The sequence below is a fragment of the Roseibium sp. MMSF_3247 genome (assembly GCF_030733765.1).
Lineage (GTDB): Bacteria > Pseudomonadota > Alphaproteobacteria > Rhizobiales > Stappiaceae > Roseibium.
The window spans coordinates 557,113-574,383 of the sequence record NZ_JASHII010000001.1 but is presented as its reverse complement, the minus strand read 5'-3'; the positions used below and the strand labels follow the sequence as shown (position 1 = coordinate 574,383).

19 protein-coding genes are annotated in these 17,271 nt (G+C 57.7%); 7 read left to right on the top strand and 12 right to left on the bottom strand.

Annotation, left to right across the window (positions count from 1 at the left end):
• Positions 1 to 39: 39 nt before the first annotated feature.
• The 10 genes from RBB44_RS02555 to RBB44_RS02510 form a co-directional block, all read right to left on the bottom strand.
• A complete protein-coding gene (locus RBB44_RS02555; RefSeq protein ID WP_306148287.1) occupies positions 40 to 474 on the bottom strand; it encodes a GFA family protein in 435 nt (144 codons plus the stop codon).
• Positions 475 to 493: 19 nt separating this feature from the next.
• Positions 494 to 802, bottom strand: coding sequence for a YciI family protein (locus RBB44_RS02550; protein ID WP_306148286.1), 309 nt, complete (start codon positions 800 to 802; stop codon positions 494 to 496).
• Between the two features lie 8 nt (positions 803 to 810).
• On the bottom strand, positions 811 to 2,772 hold the full coding sequence (locus RBB44_RS02545; protein ID WP_306148285.1) for a TRAP transporter large permease subunit: 1,962 nt from the start codon (positions 2,770 to 2,772) through the stop codon (positions 811 to 813).
• A gap of 14 nt (positions 2,773 to 2,786) precedes the next feature.
• The gene (locus RBB44_RS02540; RefSeq protein WP_133952531.1) at positions 2,787 to 3,833 is read right to left on the bottom strand and encodes a C4-dicarboxylate TRAP transporter substrate-binding protein; all 1,047 of its coding nucleotides are present in this window, start codon (positions 3,831 to 3,833) and stop codon (positions 2,787 to 2,789) included.
• A gap of 26 nt (positions 3,834 to 3,859) precedes the next feature.
• On the bottom strand, positions 3,860 to 4,252 hold the full coding sequence (locus tag RBB44_RS02535; RefSeq protein WP_306148284.1) for a YciI family protein: 393 nt from the start codon (positions 4,250 to 4,252) through the stop codon (positions 3,860 to 3,862).
• Between the two features lie 12 nt (positions 4,253 to 4,264).
• Positions 4,265 to 4,867: a malonic semialdehyde reductase gene (locus RBB44_RS02530; RefSeq protein ID WP_306148345.1), complete on the bottom strand. Its 603-nt coding sequence runs from the start codon at positions 4,865 to 4,867 to the stop codon at positions 4,265 to 4,267.
• Between the two features lie 76 nt (positions 4,868 to 4,943).
• Positions 4,944 to 5,777, bottom strand: a complete 834-nt coding sequence (locus RBB44_RS02525; protein ID WP_306148283.1) for a 3-keto-5-aminohexanoate cleavage protein — start codon at positions 5,775 to 5,777, stop codon at positions 4,944 to 4,946.
• Positions 5,774 to 6,667: an intradiol ring-cleavage dioxygenase gene (locus RBB44_RS02520; protein ID WP_306148282.1), complete on the bottom strand. Its 894-nt coding sequence runs from the start codon at positions 6,665 to 6,667 to the stop codon at positions 5,774 to 5,776. Before RBB44_RS02520 ends, RBB44_RS02525 begins: the two co-directional genes overlap by 4 nt.
• A gap of 135 nt (positions 6,668 to 6,802) precedes the next feature.
• Complete coding sequence (locus tag RBB44_RS02515; RefSeq protein WP_306148281.1) at positions 6,803 to 7,864, bottom strand: maleylacetate reductase; 1,062 nt, start codon at positions 7,862 to 7,864, stop codon at positions 6,803 to 6,805.
• On the bottom strand, positions 7,861 to 8,733 hold the full coding sequence (locus tag RBB44_RS02510; RefSeq protein WP_306148280.1) for a dioxygenase: 873 nt from the start codon (positions 8,731 to 8,733) through the stop codon (positions 7,861 to 7,863). Before RBB44_RS02510 ends, RBB44_RS02515 begins: the two co-directional genes overlap by 4 nt.
• Positions 8,734 to 8,830: 97 nt before the next feature.
• Here RBB44_RS02510 and RBB44_RS02505 point away from each other — a divergent pair, with 97 nt between their 5' ends.
• Positions 8,831 to 9,781 carry a LysR family transcriptional regulator gene (locus RBB44_RS02505; RefSeq protein ID WP_306148279.1) on the top strand — a complete coding sequence of 317 codons (951 nt, stop codon included), beginning with the start codon at positions 8,831 to 8,833 and terminating at the stop codon, positions 9,779 to 9,781.
• 60 nt (positions 9,782 to 9,841) lie between these two features.
• Here RBB44_RS02505 and RBB44_RS02500 read toward each other — a convergent pair whose 3' ends face one another.
• Entirely contained in the window at positions 9,842 to 10,756 is a 915-nt protein-coding gene (locus RBB44_RS02500) for a LysR family transcriptional regulator (protein WP_306148278.1), read from the bottom strand.
• 112 nt (positions 10,757 to 10,868) lie between these two features.
• Between RBB44_RS02500 and RBB44_RS02495 the strand changes: the two genes are divergently transcribed.
• Positions 10,869 to 11,801, top strand: coding sequence for a ring-cleaving dioxygenase (locus tag RBB44_RS02495; RefSeq protein ID WP_306148277.1), 933 nt, complete (start codon positions 10,869 to 10,871; stop codon positions 11,799 to 11,801).
• A 13-nt stretch (positions 11,802 to 11,814) separates the two neighbouring features.
• On the top strand, positions 11,815 to 12,420 hold the full coding sequence (locus tag RBB44_RS02490) for an alpha/beta hydrolase (RefSeq protein WP_306148276.1): 606 nt from the start codon (positions 11,815 to 11,817) through the stop codon (positions 12,418 to 12,420).
• A 5-nt stretch (positions 12,421 to 12,425) separates the two neighbouring features.
• On the opposite strand, the gene RBB44_RS02485 is transcribed toward RBB44_RS02490, so the two are convergent.
• Positions 12,426 to 13,370, bottom strand: a complete 945-nt coding sequence (locus RBB44_RS02485) for a LysR substrate-binding domain-containing protein (protein ID WP_306148274.1) — start codon at positions 13,368 to 13,370, stop codon at positions 12,426 to 12,428.
• 161 nt (positions 13,371 to 13,531) lie between these two features.
• On the opposite strand from RBB44_RS02485, the gene RBB44_RS02480 reads away from it, so the two are divergent.
• The 4 genes from RBB44_RS02480 to RBB44_RS02465 all read left to right on the top strand — a co-directional run bounded on the left by RBB44_RS02480 (position 13,532) and on the right by RBB44_RS02465 (position 17,220).
• The gene (locus tag RBB44_RS02480) at positions 13,532 to 13,786 is read left to right on the top strand and encodes a DUF1427 family protein (RefSeq protein ID WP_306148273.1); all 255 of its coding nucleotides are present in this window, start codon (positions 13,532 to 13,534) and stop codon (positions 13,784 to 13,786) included.
• A gap of 21 nt (positions 13,787 to 13,807) precedes the next feature.
• The gene (locus tag RBB44_RS02475) at positions 13,808 to 14,515 is read left to right on the top strand and encodes a hydrolase (RefSeq protein WP_306148272.1); all 708 of its coding nucleotides are present in this window, start codon (positions 13,808 to 13,810) and stop codon (positions 14,513 to 14,515) included.
• Between the two features lie 74 nt (positions 14,516 to 14,589).
• A complete protein-coding gene (locus RBB44_RS02470; protein ID WP_306148271.1) occupies positions 14,590 to 16,326 on the top strand; it encodes an amidohydrolase in 1,737 nt (578 codons plus the stop codon).
• 51 nt (positions 16,327 to 16,377) lie between these two features.
• Entirely contained in the window at positions 16,378 to 17,220 is an 843-nt protein-coding gene (locus RBB44_RS02465; RefSeq protein ID WP_306148270.1) for an efflux RND transporter periplasmic adaptor subunit, read from the top strand.
• Positions 17,221 to 17,271 lie beyond the last annotated feature (51 nt).

Genomic DNA, 17,271 nt, shown 5'->3' with positions numbered 1-17,271 from the left:
TCTTTTTTGGGTCTGCGCATTGGGAAACATAGGCCCTAATCAACTCCTGAAAAAAACCGATGGATCTGGAGGCATTTCGTCGAAGGTTGGGATTTTGGTTCCCTCAATTGCGGCGGGGAGCGCTCGTGAGGCATAGATATTGGCGCGCGGGACGACAAAGCTTGGGTCATCGATGGTGCCCGCCCTTATCACCTTGATTGCCGGGCGTCCGGAATTGCCATTAAAGAGCTGCGAACCACAGTTGGAGCAATATTCCTTGGTCATTGTGTTGCCGCTGTCCGCCTGGTGCTGGAACCTTGCGGGCTCACCCTTAGTGATTGTCAGGTCCACAACCTTCACAAACACATTTGTTGCATAGCTGGCCCCGGAAGACTTTTGACAATCGGTGCAGTGACAGTTCCACATGTTGACCGGTTTGGCCGCCACTTCGTACCGGATCGCGCCACAAAGGCATCCGCCTTTAAATTCGGGCATTCCTTTTCTCCCGTGTGTTCTACTGGTCTGTTGGCATGTTGTTTTGCCGAACCGTAACGGCGGAGATGTGCTGCTCCGCCCAGACACCGGCAGCCTGCAGCGGGTCATTGGCAAACATTTCTTTGATCTTTTCGCGGTTTTCAGCTTCAAGCAGGAAGAAGGAACCGCGCATGGTGGACCCATCGTCTTCGGTGAGGGGACCAGATAGCAGAACCTTTACACCGTAGTTTGCCGGTTCTGTTCCCAGAAAATGGCGATGCGCTTCCAGAACCTCCAGACGAAGCCGGAGGCCATCGGGTTTGTCGATTGCATAGACCACGAACTGCATGGTGGATCCTATTCAAAGACCAGGCTGAGCGCCGGAATGAAGGTCAGCAGCAAGGTGACAAACGTCATCATGACGACAAACGGAAACGTGCCGATGAATATGTCGCCAAGGGTTGTGTTCCGGTCTGATATTGTGGCTTTCACCACGTAGACGGTGAGCCCGAAGGGCGGTGTCAACAAACCGATTTCCACGGCAATGACCGTCACAATGCCGAACCAGATCAGATCCCCGCCAAGGTCGGTGACGATCGGCAGCGACAGCGGCAGAAGGATCAGCATGATCGAGGTGGAATCAAGGATCATGCCCATCACGATGACCAGCAGCAGATAGATCATCATGAAACCCATGAGGCCGAGTCCGGCGTCGGAGAACATCATGGTGATTTCCTGCGGGATCGTCGAGAGGGTCAGCATCCGGGAATACATGGACGCCGCGATAATCAGGAGCAGGATCGAGACGGAGACCAGACCTGTATCGACCAAAACCCGCCAGAACCGGGCCCAGGTCAGGCTGCCCTTTAGCAAGGCCACAACAATGGCAGCTGCCGCTCCTGCGGCACCTGCTTCGGTGGGTGTAAAGACACCCGAATAGATCCCGCCAAGCACAATGACGACCAACGCCGTGATCGGGATAAGCTTGACGACGGCCGTGCCCCAGGTCTCCCCCTCGATGACAGCCGGGCGGTCACTTTGCATGACCATCTTGGGCCGAAAGCGGGCCATCAGATAGATCCCGACCCCGAACACGAATGCCAGCAAAGCGCCCGGAACGATGGCGGCCAGGAAGAGGGCGCCGACGGATTGCTCTGCCAAAACGCCATAGATAATCAAGAGAAGGCTCGGAGGGATTAGCATGCCGAGAACCGAAGACCCGGCAACGACCCCAAGGGCGAAGCGGTTGTTGTAGCCGTTGGCCACCATTTGCGGGACGGCGACACGGGAAAAAACCGCTGCCGAGGCGATCGAGATCCCGGTGATGGAGGCAAAGACCGCATTGGCGGCCACCGTTGCCATACCAAGCCCGCCCTTAATCTTCTGCAGCATCCATGCGGCCACGCGGTAGGCGTCCCGGCCGATGTCTGCGGTGTCGACAATCAACCCCATCAGGACAAACAGCGGGACGACACCGAACAAGTAGCGATTGATGGCCCCGTCAGCAGCAAGCGCCAGCGAGCGCATTGCAACATTCGGATTGTCCCGGATCAGCCAGATGCCCAAGAAACTGAGCAGGATCAAAACCACGGCGATGTGGGCGCCCGAAAAGATCAGAAGCAACATGAAACCGATGGCTGCAAAGCCAATCTCAATGCGCCCGAGATCTGCAAAAAACAAAGCGTAACCGAGGACAAGGACCAATCCGAAGGCGATCAGAAATGGAATACCGCGCGGCTCTACCGTGACCGAGTGCCGAATTGTCAGCGGTTCAATACGGGTGGAGTTTAGAATTTCCTTGATGTCCTTGAGAACCTGGGTGGCGAAGGCAAGACAGGTCAGAACGGAGCCGCCGAAAAGACAGGCTTTGATTGGCCAAACGGGAGCGGTGAAAACCCCTTGAGCGCCAAAGAATTCATTCTCGACCCAGGCATCGAGCAGCTTCGGCCAGGTGCCCCAGGCAATCAGCGCAAAGACAAAGATCCCCGCGAGATGGAAGAAAACCCGCATGACTGCCGCTGCAAAGGGCCGGTTTTCCTCGATCGCACCAATCAGGATATCGGTGCGGGTCATACGCCCACTCATAACGGTGTGTGCTGCTTGAAGAAAAACGATCGCAACGATCGAATTGGCCACAATCTCGGCCACACCCTGGACAGGTGAGTTGAAGAAGGTCCGTCCGATGATGTCTGAACAGATCAGGAGCATCAGGCAGAAAATCCAGACCGAAGCAGCCGCACTGACAGCGCCGGTGAGCGAGGAAACCCCGGTCACCGTCCGGTCTGCGCCGTGGCGGAATTGTCTAAGTGTTATCGCCACGGCGAGGCCCCCGCTTACCGTTGTGTCCAGTCAATGCGCGGCTCAAGGCCGGCATCGCGCACTTTCGCCATGTAAGCCTCCAGTGCTTCCTGAGCGCCTTTGCCTGCATTAGCGTCTGACCAGTCCTTGGCGAGGTTTGGCAGGCCGTCGGCCCATGCTGCAATGTCTTCCGCCGGCAGCGTGGTGACAGTTGCGCCAACTTCCGGCAGCTTGCTCAGGAAGGTGTCATAGCGTGCCATGACTTCTTCGGCGTGGGCGACTGTGTACTCCTCACCGAGTTCGGTCAGGACTTTTTTGACGTCGTCGGACAATCCGTCCCAAACATCCTTGTTGATGCCAAGACCGCCGGTCATCTGCGCCCCAATTCCGACAAGGGTGACATATGGTGCAACTTCATAGTGCTTGTTCGGGAACGCGCCGGTCAGGATGACCACCATTCCGTCTGCCACACCGGTCTGGATCTGGTTGTAATAGGTTGGCAGCGCTCCGTTCACGGGCACGGCACCGAGATGCTTGATCCAATTCGCTGACGGTCCAGGTGCCAAGATCTTGCGGCCTTCCAGATCTTTGAGCGAATTAACCGGGAAGTTGGTCAGGAGGTGGTAGGTCTCCACGCCGCTTGCGCCCAGGAAGACCACGTTCTGGTCGTCCCAGGCTTTCTGCAATGCCGGGACTTCACGGTGAAGTTCGTTCATGATCTTGAGCGTTGCAACGAGATCATCAGAAACGAACGGCGTGAAATAGGTCATGTTCTGGAGCGGCATCTTTGAGCCTTCCCAGAGCGTGCCTACCCATCCGGCATCGGTCAGGCCATCTCCCACGGCCTCCAGCGTATCCTTGAAGCCATAAAGCGAACCGCCATAGGCTTCCGTCCATTCAATGCGGTCCTCGGATCCCATGGCTTCGAGACGTTTGTTGGATTCACCGACAACCAATGTAGACAGTTGCCCGACCCAGGGCAGAACAGTCGGGTGACTGGATGCCATGGTGAGGTTGTAGGTTTCAGCTTGTGCCGCGGCGCTGAAGGCGACGGCAGCAAGGGCTGCAAGCATGCGTTTCATGGTACTTCCTCCCAAAATTGCGGTTCTCAGCTCACCGCGTGCCGTCCGGTCGAGAAATTCACCTCCACCGTGATGCGTCCCTCATTCAGTAACCATGGCCGCACAGTAAAACTGCGGGCGCCTGAGGAATGCATCGGATCCGTTTCTGCAATCTGGCGGGCATGCTCCAGGCTGTCCGCCCGAATGAGCACCATGCCTTCGCCACTCCAGGTGTGTTCGTCATCGGCCCAGAACGGGCCAGCGCCAAGCATGATGCCGCGCTGCTCCAGATCGACCTGAAATTTTAGGTGCTCTTCAATGTTCTCCATAACCGGTCCAAGTCCATTGGTCGGTGTGGTGAAGACCACATAGAGCTGTTTTTGAAGCATCCCGGCGGATGCTTTCAGGATGTCGTCTTTTGTGACTGTTGGGCCGGACATGGCTTCCTCCTCCTAAAGCGTCTGGCAGACGTCCGTGTAGTCGAACCGTGGCAACCGCCTGAAAATACGATCCGTATCGGCGTAGCCCAGGTTCACCAGAAAGTTCGACTTGAGTGACGTTCCGTGGAAGAACTCTTCATCCACTTTCGCGTTGTCGAAGCCCGACATGGCACCCACATCGAGACCGACGGCTCGGGCAGCCAACATGAAATAGGCGCCCTGAAGCGTCCCGTTTCTGAAGGCATTGACCTGTGCGGCGGTGGCATTGTTCTTAAAGATGTCCTGGGCAGCCGGATTCGGCGGAAACACCTTGGGAAGCTCTTCCCAGAAATTGAGGTCATAAGCGATGATTGCGGTTACCGGAGCCGATCGCATCTTAGGGCGGTTGGCTTCCATCAGTGCCGGTTCCAGACGGTCCTTGGCGTCGTCTGAACGGATGAACACAACGCGCATGGGCTGCTGGTTCATGGACGTCGGGCCCATCTTGGCAATCTCATAAAGATCTTTCAGGACCTCGTCCGGAACCTCCCGGTCCTGCCAGCCGTAGTGCGTCCGGGCTTCGGTGAAGAGCAGGCGCAACGTTGTTTCGTCGGCTCTGAGATTTTCAAGCTGCATCGCCCTGGCGGCCTCACGGGCGGCGGCATCGGCGGCGAGATCGGCATCAGACATCAAAGGTCTCCAGTCTAAAGGTTCAAGCGTGTTGCGGAAGGCCGAGAATGTCCCGGGCCTGAAAGGGCGTTGCCACGGGCCGCTGATTGGCAGCGCAGATCTCGGCCGTGCGTTTCACGAGCGCTGCGTTCGACGGGGCAAGGCGGTCCTTGTCGAGACGGATGTTGTCCTCAAGACCTGTCCGGGCATGTCCCCCAGCGGCAATCGACCACTCGTTAAGGGTTAGCTGACTTGCGCCAATACCAGCTGCACACCACTCTGCTTCCGGCATCAGGCGTTCGACGGTCTTGACGTAGAAATCGAAGACATCCTTGTCTGCCGGCATGGCGTTTTTCACGCCCATGACGAACTGGATGTAGATGTTGCCTGGAATGCGGCCGTCCCGGTTCATGGCCGCAGCTTGCACGATATGGCTGAGATCGAAGGCCTCGATTTCCGGTTTGACACCATAGGTCCGCATCTCGCCGGCGAGCCAGTCCACAAGATCCGGCGGGTTCTCATAAACCCTCGTTGGGAAATTGTTCGAGCCGACGGAGAGCGACGCCATGTCGGGTTTCAGTGGCAGCATGCCGCCGCGGGTCTTTCCCGCGCCCGAGCGGCCACCGGTCGAAAACTGGATGATCATGCCGGGGCAATGCTTTTCCAGTCCCTCCTTGAGGCGTGCGAACTTGTCCGGGTCCGAACTGGGGCTCTGATCGTCGTTGCGTACATGAGCGTGACAGATCGTTGCGCCCGCCTCAAAGGCTTCCTGGGTGCTTTCAATTTGTTCGGACACGGTCACAGGAACTGCCGGATTATGTTCCTTGCGCGGCAGGGAGCCAGTAATTGCAACACAAATGATGCAGGGTTTGCTCATGACTTTGCTTTCTTCGGAGCCAGCACAAAATCAAATTCGACATCCCAATAGTTCGGGCCTTCGAAGCCGGCGGCCGCGACCTTTTCCGGATCGTTGGTATCCTTGAAATCCGCAATGAGGCTTTTCTTGACGCCGAACACGCTGTCAGAATCGATGTACGGATCATCCGGATCGAAAATGTGCGTCGTCAGCTCGTCGTAGCCGTCCTTGGAGACGATGTAATGCAAATGCGCCGGCCGGAACGGGTGACGTCCGAGACGATTCAGGAGATCTCCGACCGGTCCGTCCGCAGGGATCGAGTAGTGTTTCGGCTTGACGGCCTTGAACCAGTATTTTCCGTCCGGCCCCGTGCGGAAGACGCCGCGCAGATTGAACTCCGGCTGGATGCCTTTTTGCTGAACGTCGTAAAACCCTTCGTCGTTGGCCTGCCAGACATCGATCTTGACGCCTTCAAGCGGATTGCCCTCGACATCCGTGACTTTGCCCCAGACGAGCATGTCCTCGCCTTTTTCATCGAGGCAGATGTTGTGGCCCATCTCGTATTCAGGCGCGTCGCCGAGGTGGAACGGGCCAAGGACCGTGTTCTCCGAAGCGCCACTTGGCCGGCGGGAATTGACCGCATCGACCAGCATGGAGACACCGAGTACGTCGGAAAGCAGGATGAATTCCTGGCGCCAGTCGTCACACTTGTGGCCCGTCTTGGTCAGGAACTGAATCGCCTGGAACCATTCCTCCTGGGTTGGTTCAATCTCCTTTACGGCCTCATGGAGTTTGCGGGTCAGGACTTCCATGATTTCCTTGAGCCGTTGATCCGAGGCGTTCTTGTTCCGGCCGGTGACAACTTCGGCGGAGTTTTCTTCGGTGAAATAACCAAGCTCGTGCGCTTTCATAAGGTCGTCCTTTATTCAAAGCAGCTTTTTTGCGCGGAAGGATCATGCGCCATAACGAGGATCTTCCGATCAGCTTCGGAAGGCCGTAAAGATCCGTATCGGTCGGTCATGAAATCTCCTCCCAGAACAACAGGGTTAAAGTGCCGGACGGGATCCCTCCCAGGCATCCTGAAGCAGATGGCGAATGGATGCCCGGTCGATGGGGCGCGGGTTCCAGTATGGGTTCTCTGTCGCGATATCAGATGCCCGGTCCAGATCGGCCTCGGTTAAGCCGAGGTCCTTCAGCGCCTGTGGGGCACCGATTTCCTTTGAAAAATCAAAAAGACCAGCCCCCGGTGTTGCGCCGAACAGATCGGCAACCGGTTGAAGCTCGGCGGGCATCGCGCTGGCATTAAAACCAACGGTGTGCGGCAACATGATCGCGTGGGTCTCGGCATGCGGGGTATCAAAACTGCCGCCGAGGGTGTGGCAAATCTTGTGGTGCAGTGCCATGCCGACAGTGCCGAGCACGGTGCCGCACAGCCAGGCGCCATAAAGCGCATCCGCGCGGGCACCCGCATCCGAACTGTCGGCAACGAGTGCAGGCAAGGACTGCCTGAAGGCGGCCAACCCCTCGGCAGCCATCAGACTGGAGACCGGATTGCGGTCTTGCGCATAAAGAGCTTCAGCTGCGTGGGCCATGGCGTTCAGGCCGCTTGTCAGGCTCATGCCAAGCGGCAGGCCCATCGTCAGCTCAGGGTCATAGATCACCACTTCCGGCAGGATGCTGTCCCCCCGGACGGTGGTCTTCCGGCCGCCTTCGGTCTGGCCAAGGATTGGTGTGACTTCCGATCCGGCGTAGGTTGTCGGGATCACCACTTGCGGCAAGTCGGTCCTGTACGCAATCGCCTTGCCAAGGCCGGTCGTGGATCCGCCGCCAAGCGACACCACGCAGTCGGCTCCGGCTGATTTGACTGCCTCCATCGCCTCGTCGGTCACGTCGACTGGGGTGTGCATGGTGGCCTTCGCAAAGACACCTGCGCTCAAGTTTCCCAGTTGATCGGACAAACGTGTGGCATCGCTCTCCTGATTGGGTGTCGATAAAACCAGAGCGTTCGAGCAGCCGAGTTGATCGATCCAGGCGCCTGTTTCGCCTCGTTTTCCTGCGCCAAAGACGATGTGGGCTGCGCTGCCCCGATAGGTGAAGGCCCGGGTCATGAACGCTGCTCCTGCGGCAGTGGATTGAGACGAAATTCAACATCGAGACGCAACGCGGCCTTGCCTGTGGCATCGGGTCTAAAGCAGCCGATCAGGCCAGGTTTGACGCTGAAGAGGGGATCGGTACCAAGATTGGAGTCGTCCCCGTCGAAGATTTGCGTGGTCAACGTTTCGTAGCCATCCGCGGACACTTGAAAGTAAATATGCGCGGGCCGGCACAGCGGCGCTCCCAACCTTTCAAGAAGATCGCCGAGCGGACCGTCCTTTGGCACATCGTAGCCGGACGGCCGGATCGTGAGATAAGAAACCTTACCATCGTCGCCGGACAGGAAGTGACCGCGCAGATTGTGTTCAGGCTGCAGATCCGGCTGCTGGTTTTCATAAAACCCTTGAGCATTGGCCTGCCAGGTTTCCAGGCGCGCGTCCGGAATCGGTGTTCCGTTGAGATCTAGAATGCTGATCGTTACGGCGACGGCACTTCCAATTCCGTCCAGGCTGATGTTGTCGCCATGCTGCATCAGCGGAACATCTGACCGATAGAACGGCCCGCGCATGGTGTTTGGCGTGGCTTGCTCCGGGCGGTCCGAGTTGAGCGCATCTACAAGGGTGGACGTTCCGAGCAAATCCGACACAAGGACCCACTCCTGGCGTCGCTCATCACACAGATGACCCACTTCGGTTAGGAACTCTATGGCCGCGCGCCAGTCGCTCAAGGATGGGCGTGTTTCACGAATAACGGCATGGACATGTTCGGCGACTTTGCACAACGCAACTGCGAGCCGCTCATCTGCGGCGCCGCTGATCCGCTCTGCAAACAGACGGTCCGATGCATCTGCCTTGAAAAAGGCAATGTCAGACATGCCAGCCATGGTTCCTCCCACCGGTCGTTTACTGACCTAGAGGAAAGCTTATCGGGAGAACCAGAACGGTTGATGATTTATGGGCTCTCCTTTATAACAAATTGCTATGAAACTAGATGAACGGCATCTCATTCAGTTGGCCGCAGTGGTTCAAACGGGCAGCGTCACCGGCGGAGCGGACCTCCTCGGGATGACACAGCCTGCGGTCTCCAGAACCCTTTCAACGCTCGAAAAACGCCTTGGCGAACCGCTCTTCTTCAAAGGGCAACGCCCGCTGCAGCCAACGCCCTTGGCTCGGGCTTTGGCGGATCAGGGCAATGCGATGCTGGCGGCCTCGCGCAAGGCTTCGGAAACGGTGCAGTTTTTCCGCGAGGGCAAGGCCGGAAGTGTTCGCGTTGGCGGGACCCCCTTTTTCATGGATGCGTTGATTTCAAGCATGACCGCCGAGTTTCAGAACTCCTTTCCCGAAATCCGTGTCGACCAAAGCTATGGGTATGTGAGGGACCTGCGGGAAGCGATCCACGCCGACCGCATAGATCTTGCCATTTGCCCGATCGACATACTGGGCGAAGGGTCGGGTCTGGTTTTTGAAGAAATCCTGCCAGGACGCAATGTGGTTGCCTGCAGTGTGTTGCATCCGCTTTTGAACAAGCGAAAGCCGACTACTCGCGAGCTGCTGGAGTACCCCTGGGTGGCTCCGCCGGAAGGCAGCCCGCTTTACGCGGACTTGCATTCCATTCTGTTGTCGCTGGGTGCAACGGAAATCAAGATCCGCTATTCCGGCGGGTCTCTTGCAAGCGTGATCAACTATATGACACGCACAAACGCCTTGACCGTTCTGCCGCACAGCGTGGTCTTTGCGTACAGGAAAGACCGCACCTTGACCGCGCTGCCCTTCAAGATCCCGCATCCCGATCGCGCACTTGGTATCTTGCGTCCGGCCGATGCGCCCTACCTTCCGGCGGTCGACAAATACGCAAAGCACATTGCGAGCGGCTTTAAGGACTTACGCCATCTGATCAAGAGACATGAAGATGCTGTTGTATGGGGTGGGTAAATGCTATTTCGGGCCCAACGCACGAGCACAGCCATCTGCGCCAGCGGTAAATGTCACCGATTAAACACCACTGAAATCAAAACCGTCACGATCGTCCAGGAAGGCTTCGAAAAAGTCCGTGAAGGTCGCCACCAGTGGCGGCAAGGCTTCATAGGGCGGATAATAGAGCGACAGCCAAAGAGACGGTACAGACCAGTCGGGCAACACCCTCTCGACCTCACCACAACGCAGACCGTCCGCCACAATAAACTCCGGCAAAACCGCAATACCGGCGCCTGAGCGGGCCATGGAATAGAGAAAGTCTCCGTTGTTGGAGTGCATGCCTGCTCCTGTGAGGGTTGTCCGTTTCAGGCCGCCTTTTTGAAATCGCCAGGTCTCCAGTTCCTGTCCAGCGCCGTAGGATAGGCACATGTCAGGTGTCAAATCTTCTGGGGTCTCGGGCCTGCCGACGCGTTCCAAGAAATCAGGGGACGCGACGGCGCATCTCGGCACCTCGCAGATCTTCCGCCATATGGTCGATTTGTCCCGGGGCGGTTCCGACAAGCGGATTGCCAGATCGCATTCCTCCGCGACAACATCGACCAGCGTATCCGTCAGCATCACGGTCAGATCGATGTTCGGATAGGCCAGCTTAAAGCTGTCCAAGAGGCCGGGGAGCAGGCGCAATCCGAAAGACATTGGCGCGTTTATTGATAAACGGCCCCGATGCGGTTGCATCTCCCGCTCCAGATCACGCTGAATACGATCAAACGACTCCACCACCGGCTGGTACCGGGCGGCCACCGTCGCGCCGACAGATGTCAGCGCCACCTTGCGCGTGGTGCGCACCAAAAGCTGGTGACCCAGATCTTGCTCAAGCCGCGCGATGACCCGGGTGACTGAGGCGGGCGTCATACCAAGTGTTTTGGAGGCGGCTGCGAAGCTTTGAAGCCTTGCAACTTCCAGAAAGACACGAATTGGTTTGAGATCCTGCATGCGTTTTTATTGTCATAACTGTAATAGTAAATGCAAATCCATTATCATTCTCATCAAGTTGTCCGCCTCCTATTTTGGATCCTGACACAGGAAACAAAATTGCGAGACTGGCATGGACAAGCTCATCAAGGGGCTCCACCACATCACGTCGATGGCTGCGAACGCCCAGAAGAACAATGATTTCTTCACAAAGGCTTTGGGACTGCGCCGCGTCAAGAAGACCGTGAACTTCGACGCCCCCGACATCTACCATTTGTATTACGGCGATGAGACCGGGACGCCGGGCTCGGTAATGACCTACTTCCCGTTTGGCCAGATGCCGACCGGCACCCGCGGCATTGGTGAAGTCGGTGTGACAGAATTTGCAGTACCCCACGGATCACTAGGCTTCTGGACGGACCGGCTGGCGTCTCATGGCGTTTCCGATCTGCGGGAAGAACGCTTTCTCGATGAAGACCGGCTGACGTTTTCAGGGCCGGACGGGGACAGCTTCGCATTGGTTGAAACGGAGGATGAGGGGCGCGTCCCTTGGACTGCCGACGGCGTTGCACAGGATGTCGGCATTCTTGGTTTTCACGGCGCGCGGTTCCGTCTGCGTGATGCAGTGGCCACTGGCGAGCTGCTGAGCTTCATGGGCTACCAGAAGGATGAAACCGAAGGCGCGGTCACGCGGTACCGGATCGAGAACGGCAATGCCGCCCGGACCATCGATCTGGAGGAAACCCCACAAGCTGCTCCAGCCCGTCAGGGGGCAGGCTCTGTTCACCACATTGCGTTTGCCGTGGAAGACCGAGATGCACAGCTGGCTGTTCGCAAGGCGCTGATGGACACCGGTTATCAGGTCACACCGGTGATCGATCGCGATTACTTCTGGGCGATTTACTTCCGCACCCCGGGAGGCATCCTGTTTGAAGTGGCCACAAATGAACCTGGTTTTGACCGGGACGAGGACACCGCTCACCTCGGTGAAGCACTGAAATTGCCCACACGATACGAACCTCATCGTGCGCAGATCGAGGCGCAGCTGCCGCCGCTTGATCAGTGACCGGAGACGAAGAATGTCGACCAATCTCTATGAAACCTTGACCAAGGCACCCGAGCCGGGCCGTCCGCTGATTTTTGCCTTCCACGGCACAGGTGGTGACGAGCGGCAGCTGTTTCAGCTTGCTGGACAGCTGGCACCGGGAGCGGGCGTTGTCTCGCCACGCGGTGACGTCTCTGAACGAGGCGCAACACGTTTTTTCAAACGCACGGCCGAGGGCGTTTACGACATGGAAGACCTGTGTCGCGCGACAGCGAAGATGGCTGATTTCATATCGGCTCATCGTGCCGTTTTCCCGGACAGTCCAGCCTATGGGTTCGGATACTCCAACGGTGCCAACATTTTGGCGGCTGTCTTTCTGGAGCAGCCGAACTTGTTTGACCGTGTGGGCCTTCTGCACCCGCTGGTCACCTGGGATTTGCCGCAAGCCCTTGATTTATCGGGGCGCAAGGTCGTGTTGACTGCAGGCCGGAACGACCCGATCACGCCTTGGCCAAAAAGCGCGCACCTGATCGAAGACCTGCGACGCGCAGGCGCCGATGTCGAGACTGATGTTCATGACGGCGGACATGAGTTGCGTGACAGTGAACTGGCAGCACTGGTGAGAGGCTTTGCAGACTGATGCGGTCAAGATCCAGAATGCAGGGCGTTCAGCGTTGTCAAAACGGCGGCTTCGTGCATTGCCCAATCGAAAAAGGCGGCGATGTCTGGGACGGTTTCCCGGCCAGGCCGGCAGCACAGATAATACGACAATCCCGAGGGGATGACCGGTCCGAAGGGACAGGTCAGCCGTCCATCCGACAGCGCGCCGTGGGCAAGCAGGGATTGGGCCAGCGCGATACCGACACCAGAGGCCGCGGCATCGACCACTTGGTCGGCCGCAAGAGGTTCGAACATCACCGAGTCTTGCCGGGTCGATTGGTCGGCAAGGCCTGCAACGTCGGACCAGCGTGCCCAGGCCGGTCGCTGGCGCATCCGCATCGGATTAGCAACATGCAAAATGGGCGCTTTGTGCAGATCGTCCGGGCTTCGAATGCCGCGCGCTGCGAGAAGTTGCGGGCTGGCAACCGGAATCAGAAGTTCGGTGTGCAGCTTGATACTGTAAAGATCGCTAGGCGCCGCATGGGCATAGCGGATGACGATGTCCGGCCCGTCCTCGGTCATCGCGTTCACACCGCCTTCAGTCTCGATGTTCACAAAAATATCGGGTCTGAGCTCGGTGAACCGATGCAGTCGGGGCAACAGCCACTTGCCGATGATCGGTCCGCTGGAATTGATGCGCAGGCGCGGGGGCGTCTTGCCTGGACGGATTGCGTCGACCGCTTGGCGTATTGCCAGAAAAGCGTCGCTCAAGACGGGTTGCAGCGCTTGGCCATGGGGCGTGAGATGAACCGCCCTGATCTTGCGGGTGAACAGGATCACACCAAGGTCCGCCTCAAGTCCTTTGATTTGCTGACTAACTGCTCCGGCCGTCACATGAAGTTCGGCAGCCGCGGCCTTGAAAGATCCCCTGCGGGCCGCGGCCTCAAAGGCGCGCAGACTGGACAGGGAAGGCAAACGGCTCAGCGGCATGGTGGCAGCTCTCATGAGTTAGTTAAACTAAACTGTAAGCCCAGATCTTCTGCTTTGTCCAGAAAAGATAGCGCTCCACTTATGCCCCAGATGAGTACGTACAATTACGTGAAAAACAGGGCTTCCAGCTTTCAGCTGCCCGCTTCAGGAGAACAATGCGAATGACCTGGCAACCTTATGTCTTGTCACTGGCCGCGGGCATCGGAATCGGCGTGATCTACGGCCTGATTGCCGTGCGCTCGCCTGCCCCACCCATCATCGCCCTGCTTGGCCTGCTGGGCATGCTGGCAGGCGAGGCCACCGTCCAGTGGGTACGCGGCCACAACGATGTGCTTTCGAAGTGCCTGCACACGAAAAGCTTTTCCGTCGCGGATCGCGACGCTTCCAGCGACGACAAACGCCAAAGCCAATCCTGACCAAACTAACGGAGTGTTTCCATGTCTAAGCTTCAGGTTCTAACCCCGGAAAACAGCCAGTTGATCTTCATCGACCACCAGCCGCAGATGGCATTTGGTGTGCAATCGATTGACCGACAGGTTTTGAAAAACAACACTGTCGCTCTCGCAAAGTCGGCAAAGATTTTCAATGTGCCGACCATCATCACCACCGTCGAAACGGACTCCTTTTCCGGTCACACGTATCCCGAGATGCTTGATGTGTTCCCGGACGCCCCCTTGCTCGAGCGCACATCGATGAATTCCTGGGACGACCAGAAAGTGCGGGACGCTCTGGCTGAAAACGCTGCCAAAGGCCGCAAGAAGATCGTCGTCTCCGGTCTTTGGACCGAGGTCTGCAATCTCACCTTCTCGTTGAGCTGCATGGCTGACACCGACTACGAAATCTACATGGTCGCCGACGCGTCGGGTGGTACCAGTGAAGACGCTCACAAGTATGCCATGGACCGCATGGTGCAGGCTGGCGTTATCCCGGTGACGTGGCAGCAAGTGCTTCTGGAATGGCAACGTGACTGGGCCCGTCGTGACACCTACGACGCTGTCATCGCAACCGTCCAAGAGCATTCCGGTGCCTACGGTATGGGCGTCGATTACGCCTACACCATGGTCCACAAGGCGCCATCCCGCACATCGCACACCGGCGAGACGCAATCGCCTGTTCCAGCGGTTGCACAGATTGCGGCCGAATAAGCCAACAAAACCTTCACCGTCCCGGTCGGTGCCGGGACGGTCTCCTCTAATGACGACTTTCGAAAGGCGCGGTGATGGCCGACACGATCCTCTTTAACGGCAAGATCACGACGATGGACCCGGACCAACCGGAGGCAACGGCCATCGCTCTCAAGGATGGATTGATCCATGAAGTCGGCAGCGATGCCGATATCCTGCGGCTCAAGAGCGCCGGAACGAAAACAATCGATCTGAGTGGTCAGCGGGTCATTCCAGGACTGATCGACAGCCACACCCACATCATCCGTCAGGGCAACAACTTTGCGATGGAGTTGCGCTGGGACCACGTGCCGTCTCTGGCCGATGGTCTGGCGATGCTCAAAGCCCAGGCGCAACGTACACCTGCAGGCCAATGGATCCGGGTGGTCGGCGGATGGTCGGCCGATCAGTTTACGGAAAAGCGCCTTCCGACCATTGACGAAATCAATGCGGTTGCACCGGAAGTGCCTGTCTACGTCCTGCACCTTTATGACCGGGCCTGGCTCAATAAGGCGGCGCTGCGGGCGCTCGGCATCGACAAGCATTTTTATGAGCCGTTTGTCTCCGGCCGGTTGGAGCGGGACGATCAGGGCAATCCCACGGGCCTTGCTATGGCGCGCCCGAACGCGCAGCCACTCTACGCTCTGCTCGACATGGCGCCAAAGCTCGATTTTGAGCAGCAGATCACGTCGACCAAGCACTATTTTCGCGCACTGAACGGGCTTGGCCTGACCTCGGCACTCGACTGTGCCGGCGGCTTTTTGAATTACCCGGATGACTATGGCGTCATTTCGGAGTTGAACAAACGCGGCGAGCAGACCGTGCGCATTGGGTATCAGTTGTTTGCGCAGCGGCCTTTGTTTGAGCTGGACGATTTCAAGCGCTGGAACGACATCGTCAAACCCGACCAGGGGGACGATTACCTGAAATGTGTCGGTGCGGGCGAAATGCTCGTGGCATCGGCCTACGATTTCGAAGACTTTTCCTACCCGCGCCCCGAATTGCCGAAGCGCATGGAGGCGGATCTGCGGCCGGTACTGGAATTCCTTCTGGAGAACGGGTGGCCAATCCGCTTCCACTGCACTTACGAAGAGAGTGCACATCGCCTGCTGACAGTTTTGGAAGAGGTTGGTCGCGACAAAGGTCTTGAGGAGCTCAACTGGATTTTCGATCACGGTGAGACCATTTCCGAAAGCACCATGGAGTGGGTGGCGCGTCTGGGCGGCGGGATTTCCTATCAGAACCGCATCGCGTTCCAGGCGACGGCTTATCGCGACCGCTATGGTGAAGCTGCACTGAATGATGTCATGCCGGTCAAGAAGATGATGGCCTCCGGGACGCCGCTTGCGGCAGGCACCGACGCGACGCGGGTGTCGTCTTATAATCCCTGGCTCGCGATCCACTGGGCCGTGTCCGGAAAGGGCCGTGGCGGCGATGTTATCTGGCAAGCCCAAAACCGCTTGTCGCGGCAGGATGCGCTTCAGCACTGGACTGCGGCCGGTGCATGGTTCAGCCGTGAGCAGGGCAAGAAAGGCCAGATCAAGGCTGGTCAGTTTGCCGATATTGCTGTTCTGGATCGTGACTATTTCGCGATCCCGGAGGACGAGATCATTGAAATCGAAGCTGATCTGACCTTCTCGGGCGGGAAGATCGTCCACGCCAAAGGCCCGTTTGCCGAACACGCTCCGGCGCCGCTTCCCGAACTGCCCGACTGGTCACCCGTCCCCGTCTTCGGTGCGCCTGGGGCGTCCAAAGGCCGGTTAAGCGGGTCGTCGCTTGTCGCTGCGGAATAGGCTTTCGGTGTGGGAGAGCGAAAAATCATGGCTGTTTTTCGGATGCATAGAATGGGAAAGGCTCGAGCTCTGTTACTGGCAGGGCTCTGCACCATTGGCTTTATGGTGTCTGCGGATGCTGAAACGCTCGAGTTCGATGGTCAGGTCGAGGCTGTTCATCAAGCGGACGTCTACAGCCGCGTCGAAGGGATCGTTGCCGAAGTACTAGTATCGCAAGGGGATTTTGTGGATGCAGGAACGGTACTTGCCCGACTGCAGCAAGATGTGCCGAGGCTGAAGGTTGCTGTGTCAGAAGCCAGGCTTGCGCGGGCGAATGCGCTGTCTGAGCAGGCCCACGGTAGGTTGGCGAGAATACAACGCCTTACGACATCCGGAACTGCATCAGATGTTGCACTTACGGAAGCGAAGACGGATCTCGTGTTGGCCGAAGCGGCTCAACGCGCTGAAAGCGCGGAGCTTTCACTTGCTCGTACGGCGCTCGACGATACCGTGATCCGAGCGCCAATAGCCGGCTTCGTTGAAGATCCAAGAGTTCGGGTGGGCGCGTTGTTGGAGTTCAGCTCTGGAGACCCGCCGATCTTTCAAATCGTGAATTTAGACCCGGTTCGGATTGTTTACGAAGTTCCATACGAAATCCGCTTGCGCCAAATGAAGGAAACCGGGGCTTCGACCGCGGATGAATTTCTTCAAACTGTCCGTTTGCAAGTCATGACGACTGATGGGGAACTTCTAGCCCGCGGGCTTACTCCCACCGCGACAGCCGTCTGGGTGGATCCTGATACTGGGACAATACGCGTTTGGGCCACTCTGGAAAACAGTGCGGGGGTCCTGCGCCCGGGTATGCGGGTACGTGTTTTGTCAGAGGTGATCAGAAGCGGATCGGCAACGCAGTAACCCGATTGCGAGCATCTAGAAAACCAAAATTCTCAAGCGTTTAACAGGAAC

What these genes read in the sequence shown, in the direction of transcription:
- RBB44_RS02505 (WP_306148279.1), top strand. Translation starts at nt 8,831, where the DNA reads ATGAAACTAGATGAACGGCATCTCATTCAGTTGGCCGCAGTGGTTCAA.
- RBB44_RS02490 (WP_306148276.1), top strand. Translation starts at nt 11,815, where the DNA reads ATGTCGACCAATCTCTATGAAACCTTGACCAAGGCACCCGAGCCGGGC.
- RBB44_RS02500 (WP_306148278.1), bottom strand. Translation starts at nt 10,756, where the DNA reads ATGCAGGATCTCAAACCAATTCGTGTCTTTCTGGAAGTTGCAAGGCTT.
- RBB44_RS02555 (WP_306148287.1), bottom strand. Translation starts at nt 474, where the DNA reads ATGCCCGAATTTAAAGGCGGATGCCTTTGTGGCGCGATCCGGTACGAA.
- RBB44_RS02550 (WP_306148286.1), bottom strand. Translation starts at nt 802, where the DNA reads ATGCAGTTCGTGGTCTATGCAATCGACAAACCCGATGGCCTCCGGCTT.
- RBB44_RS02465 (WP_306148270.1), top strand. Translation starts at nt 16,378, where the DNA reads ATGGGAAAGGCTCGAGCTCTGTTACTGGCAGGGCTCTGCACCATTGGC.
- RBB44_RS02530 (WP_306148345.1), bottom strand. Translation starts at nt 4,867, where the DNA reads ATGCAGCTTGAAAATCTCAGAGCCGACGAAACAACGTTGCGCCTGCTC.
- RBB44_RS02470 (WP_306148271.1), top strand. Translation starts at nt 14,590, where the DNA reads ATGGCCGACACGATCCTCTTTAACGGCAAGATCACGACGATGGACCCG.
- RBB44_RS02520 (WP_306148282.1), bottom strand. Translation starts at nt 6,667, where the DNA reads ATGAAAGCGCACGAGCTTGGTTATTTCACCGAAGAAAACTCCGCCGAA.
- RBB44_RS02485 (WP_306148274.1), bottom strand. Translation starts at nt 13,370, where the DNA reads ATGCCGCTGAGCCGTTTGCCTTCCCTGTCCAGTCTGCGCGCCTTTGAG.
- RBB44_RS02480 (WP_306148273.1), top strand. Translation starts at nt 13,532, where the DNA reads ATGACCTGGCAACCTTATGTCTTGTCACTGGCCGCGGGCATCGGAATC.
- RBB44_RS02515 (WP_306148281.1), bottom strand. Translation starts at nt 7,864, where the DNA reads ATGACCCGGGCCTTCACCTATCGGGGCAGCGCAGCCCACATCGTCTTT.
- RBB44_RS02510 (WP_306148280.1), bottom strand. Translation starts at nt 8,733, where the DNA reads ATGGCTGGCATGTCTGACATTGCCTTTTTCAAGGCAGATGCATCGGAC.
- RBB44_RS02540 (WP_133952531.1), bottom strand. Translation starts at nt 3,833, where the DNA reads ATGAAACGCATGCTTGCAGCCCTTGCTGCCGTCGCCTTCAGCGCCGCG.
- RBB44_RS02495 (WP_306148277.1), top strand. Translation starts at nt 10,869, where the DNA reads ATGGACAAGCTCATCAAGGGGCTCCACCACATCACGTCGATGGCTGCG.
- RBB44_RS02525 (WP_306148283.1), bottom strand. Translation starts at nt 5,777, where the DNA reads ATGAGCAAACCCTGCATCATTTGTGTTGCAATTACTGGCTCCCTGCCG.
- RBB44_RS02475 (WP_306148272.1), top strand. Translation starts at nt 13,808, where the DNA reads ATGTCTAAGCTTCAGGTTCTAACCCCGGAAAACAGCCAGTTGATCTTC.
- RBB44_RS02535 (WP_306148284.1), bottom strand. Translation starts at nt 4,252, where the DNA reads ATGTCCGGCCCAACAGTCACAAAAGACGACATCCTGAAAGCATCCGCC.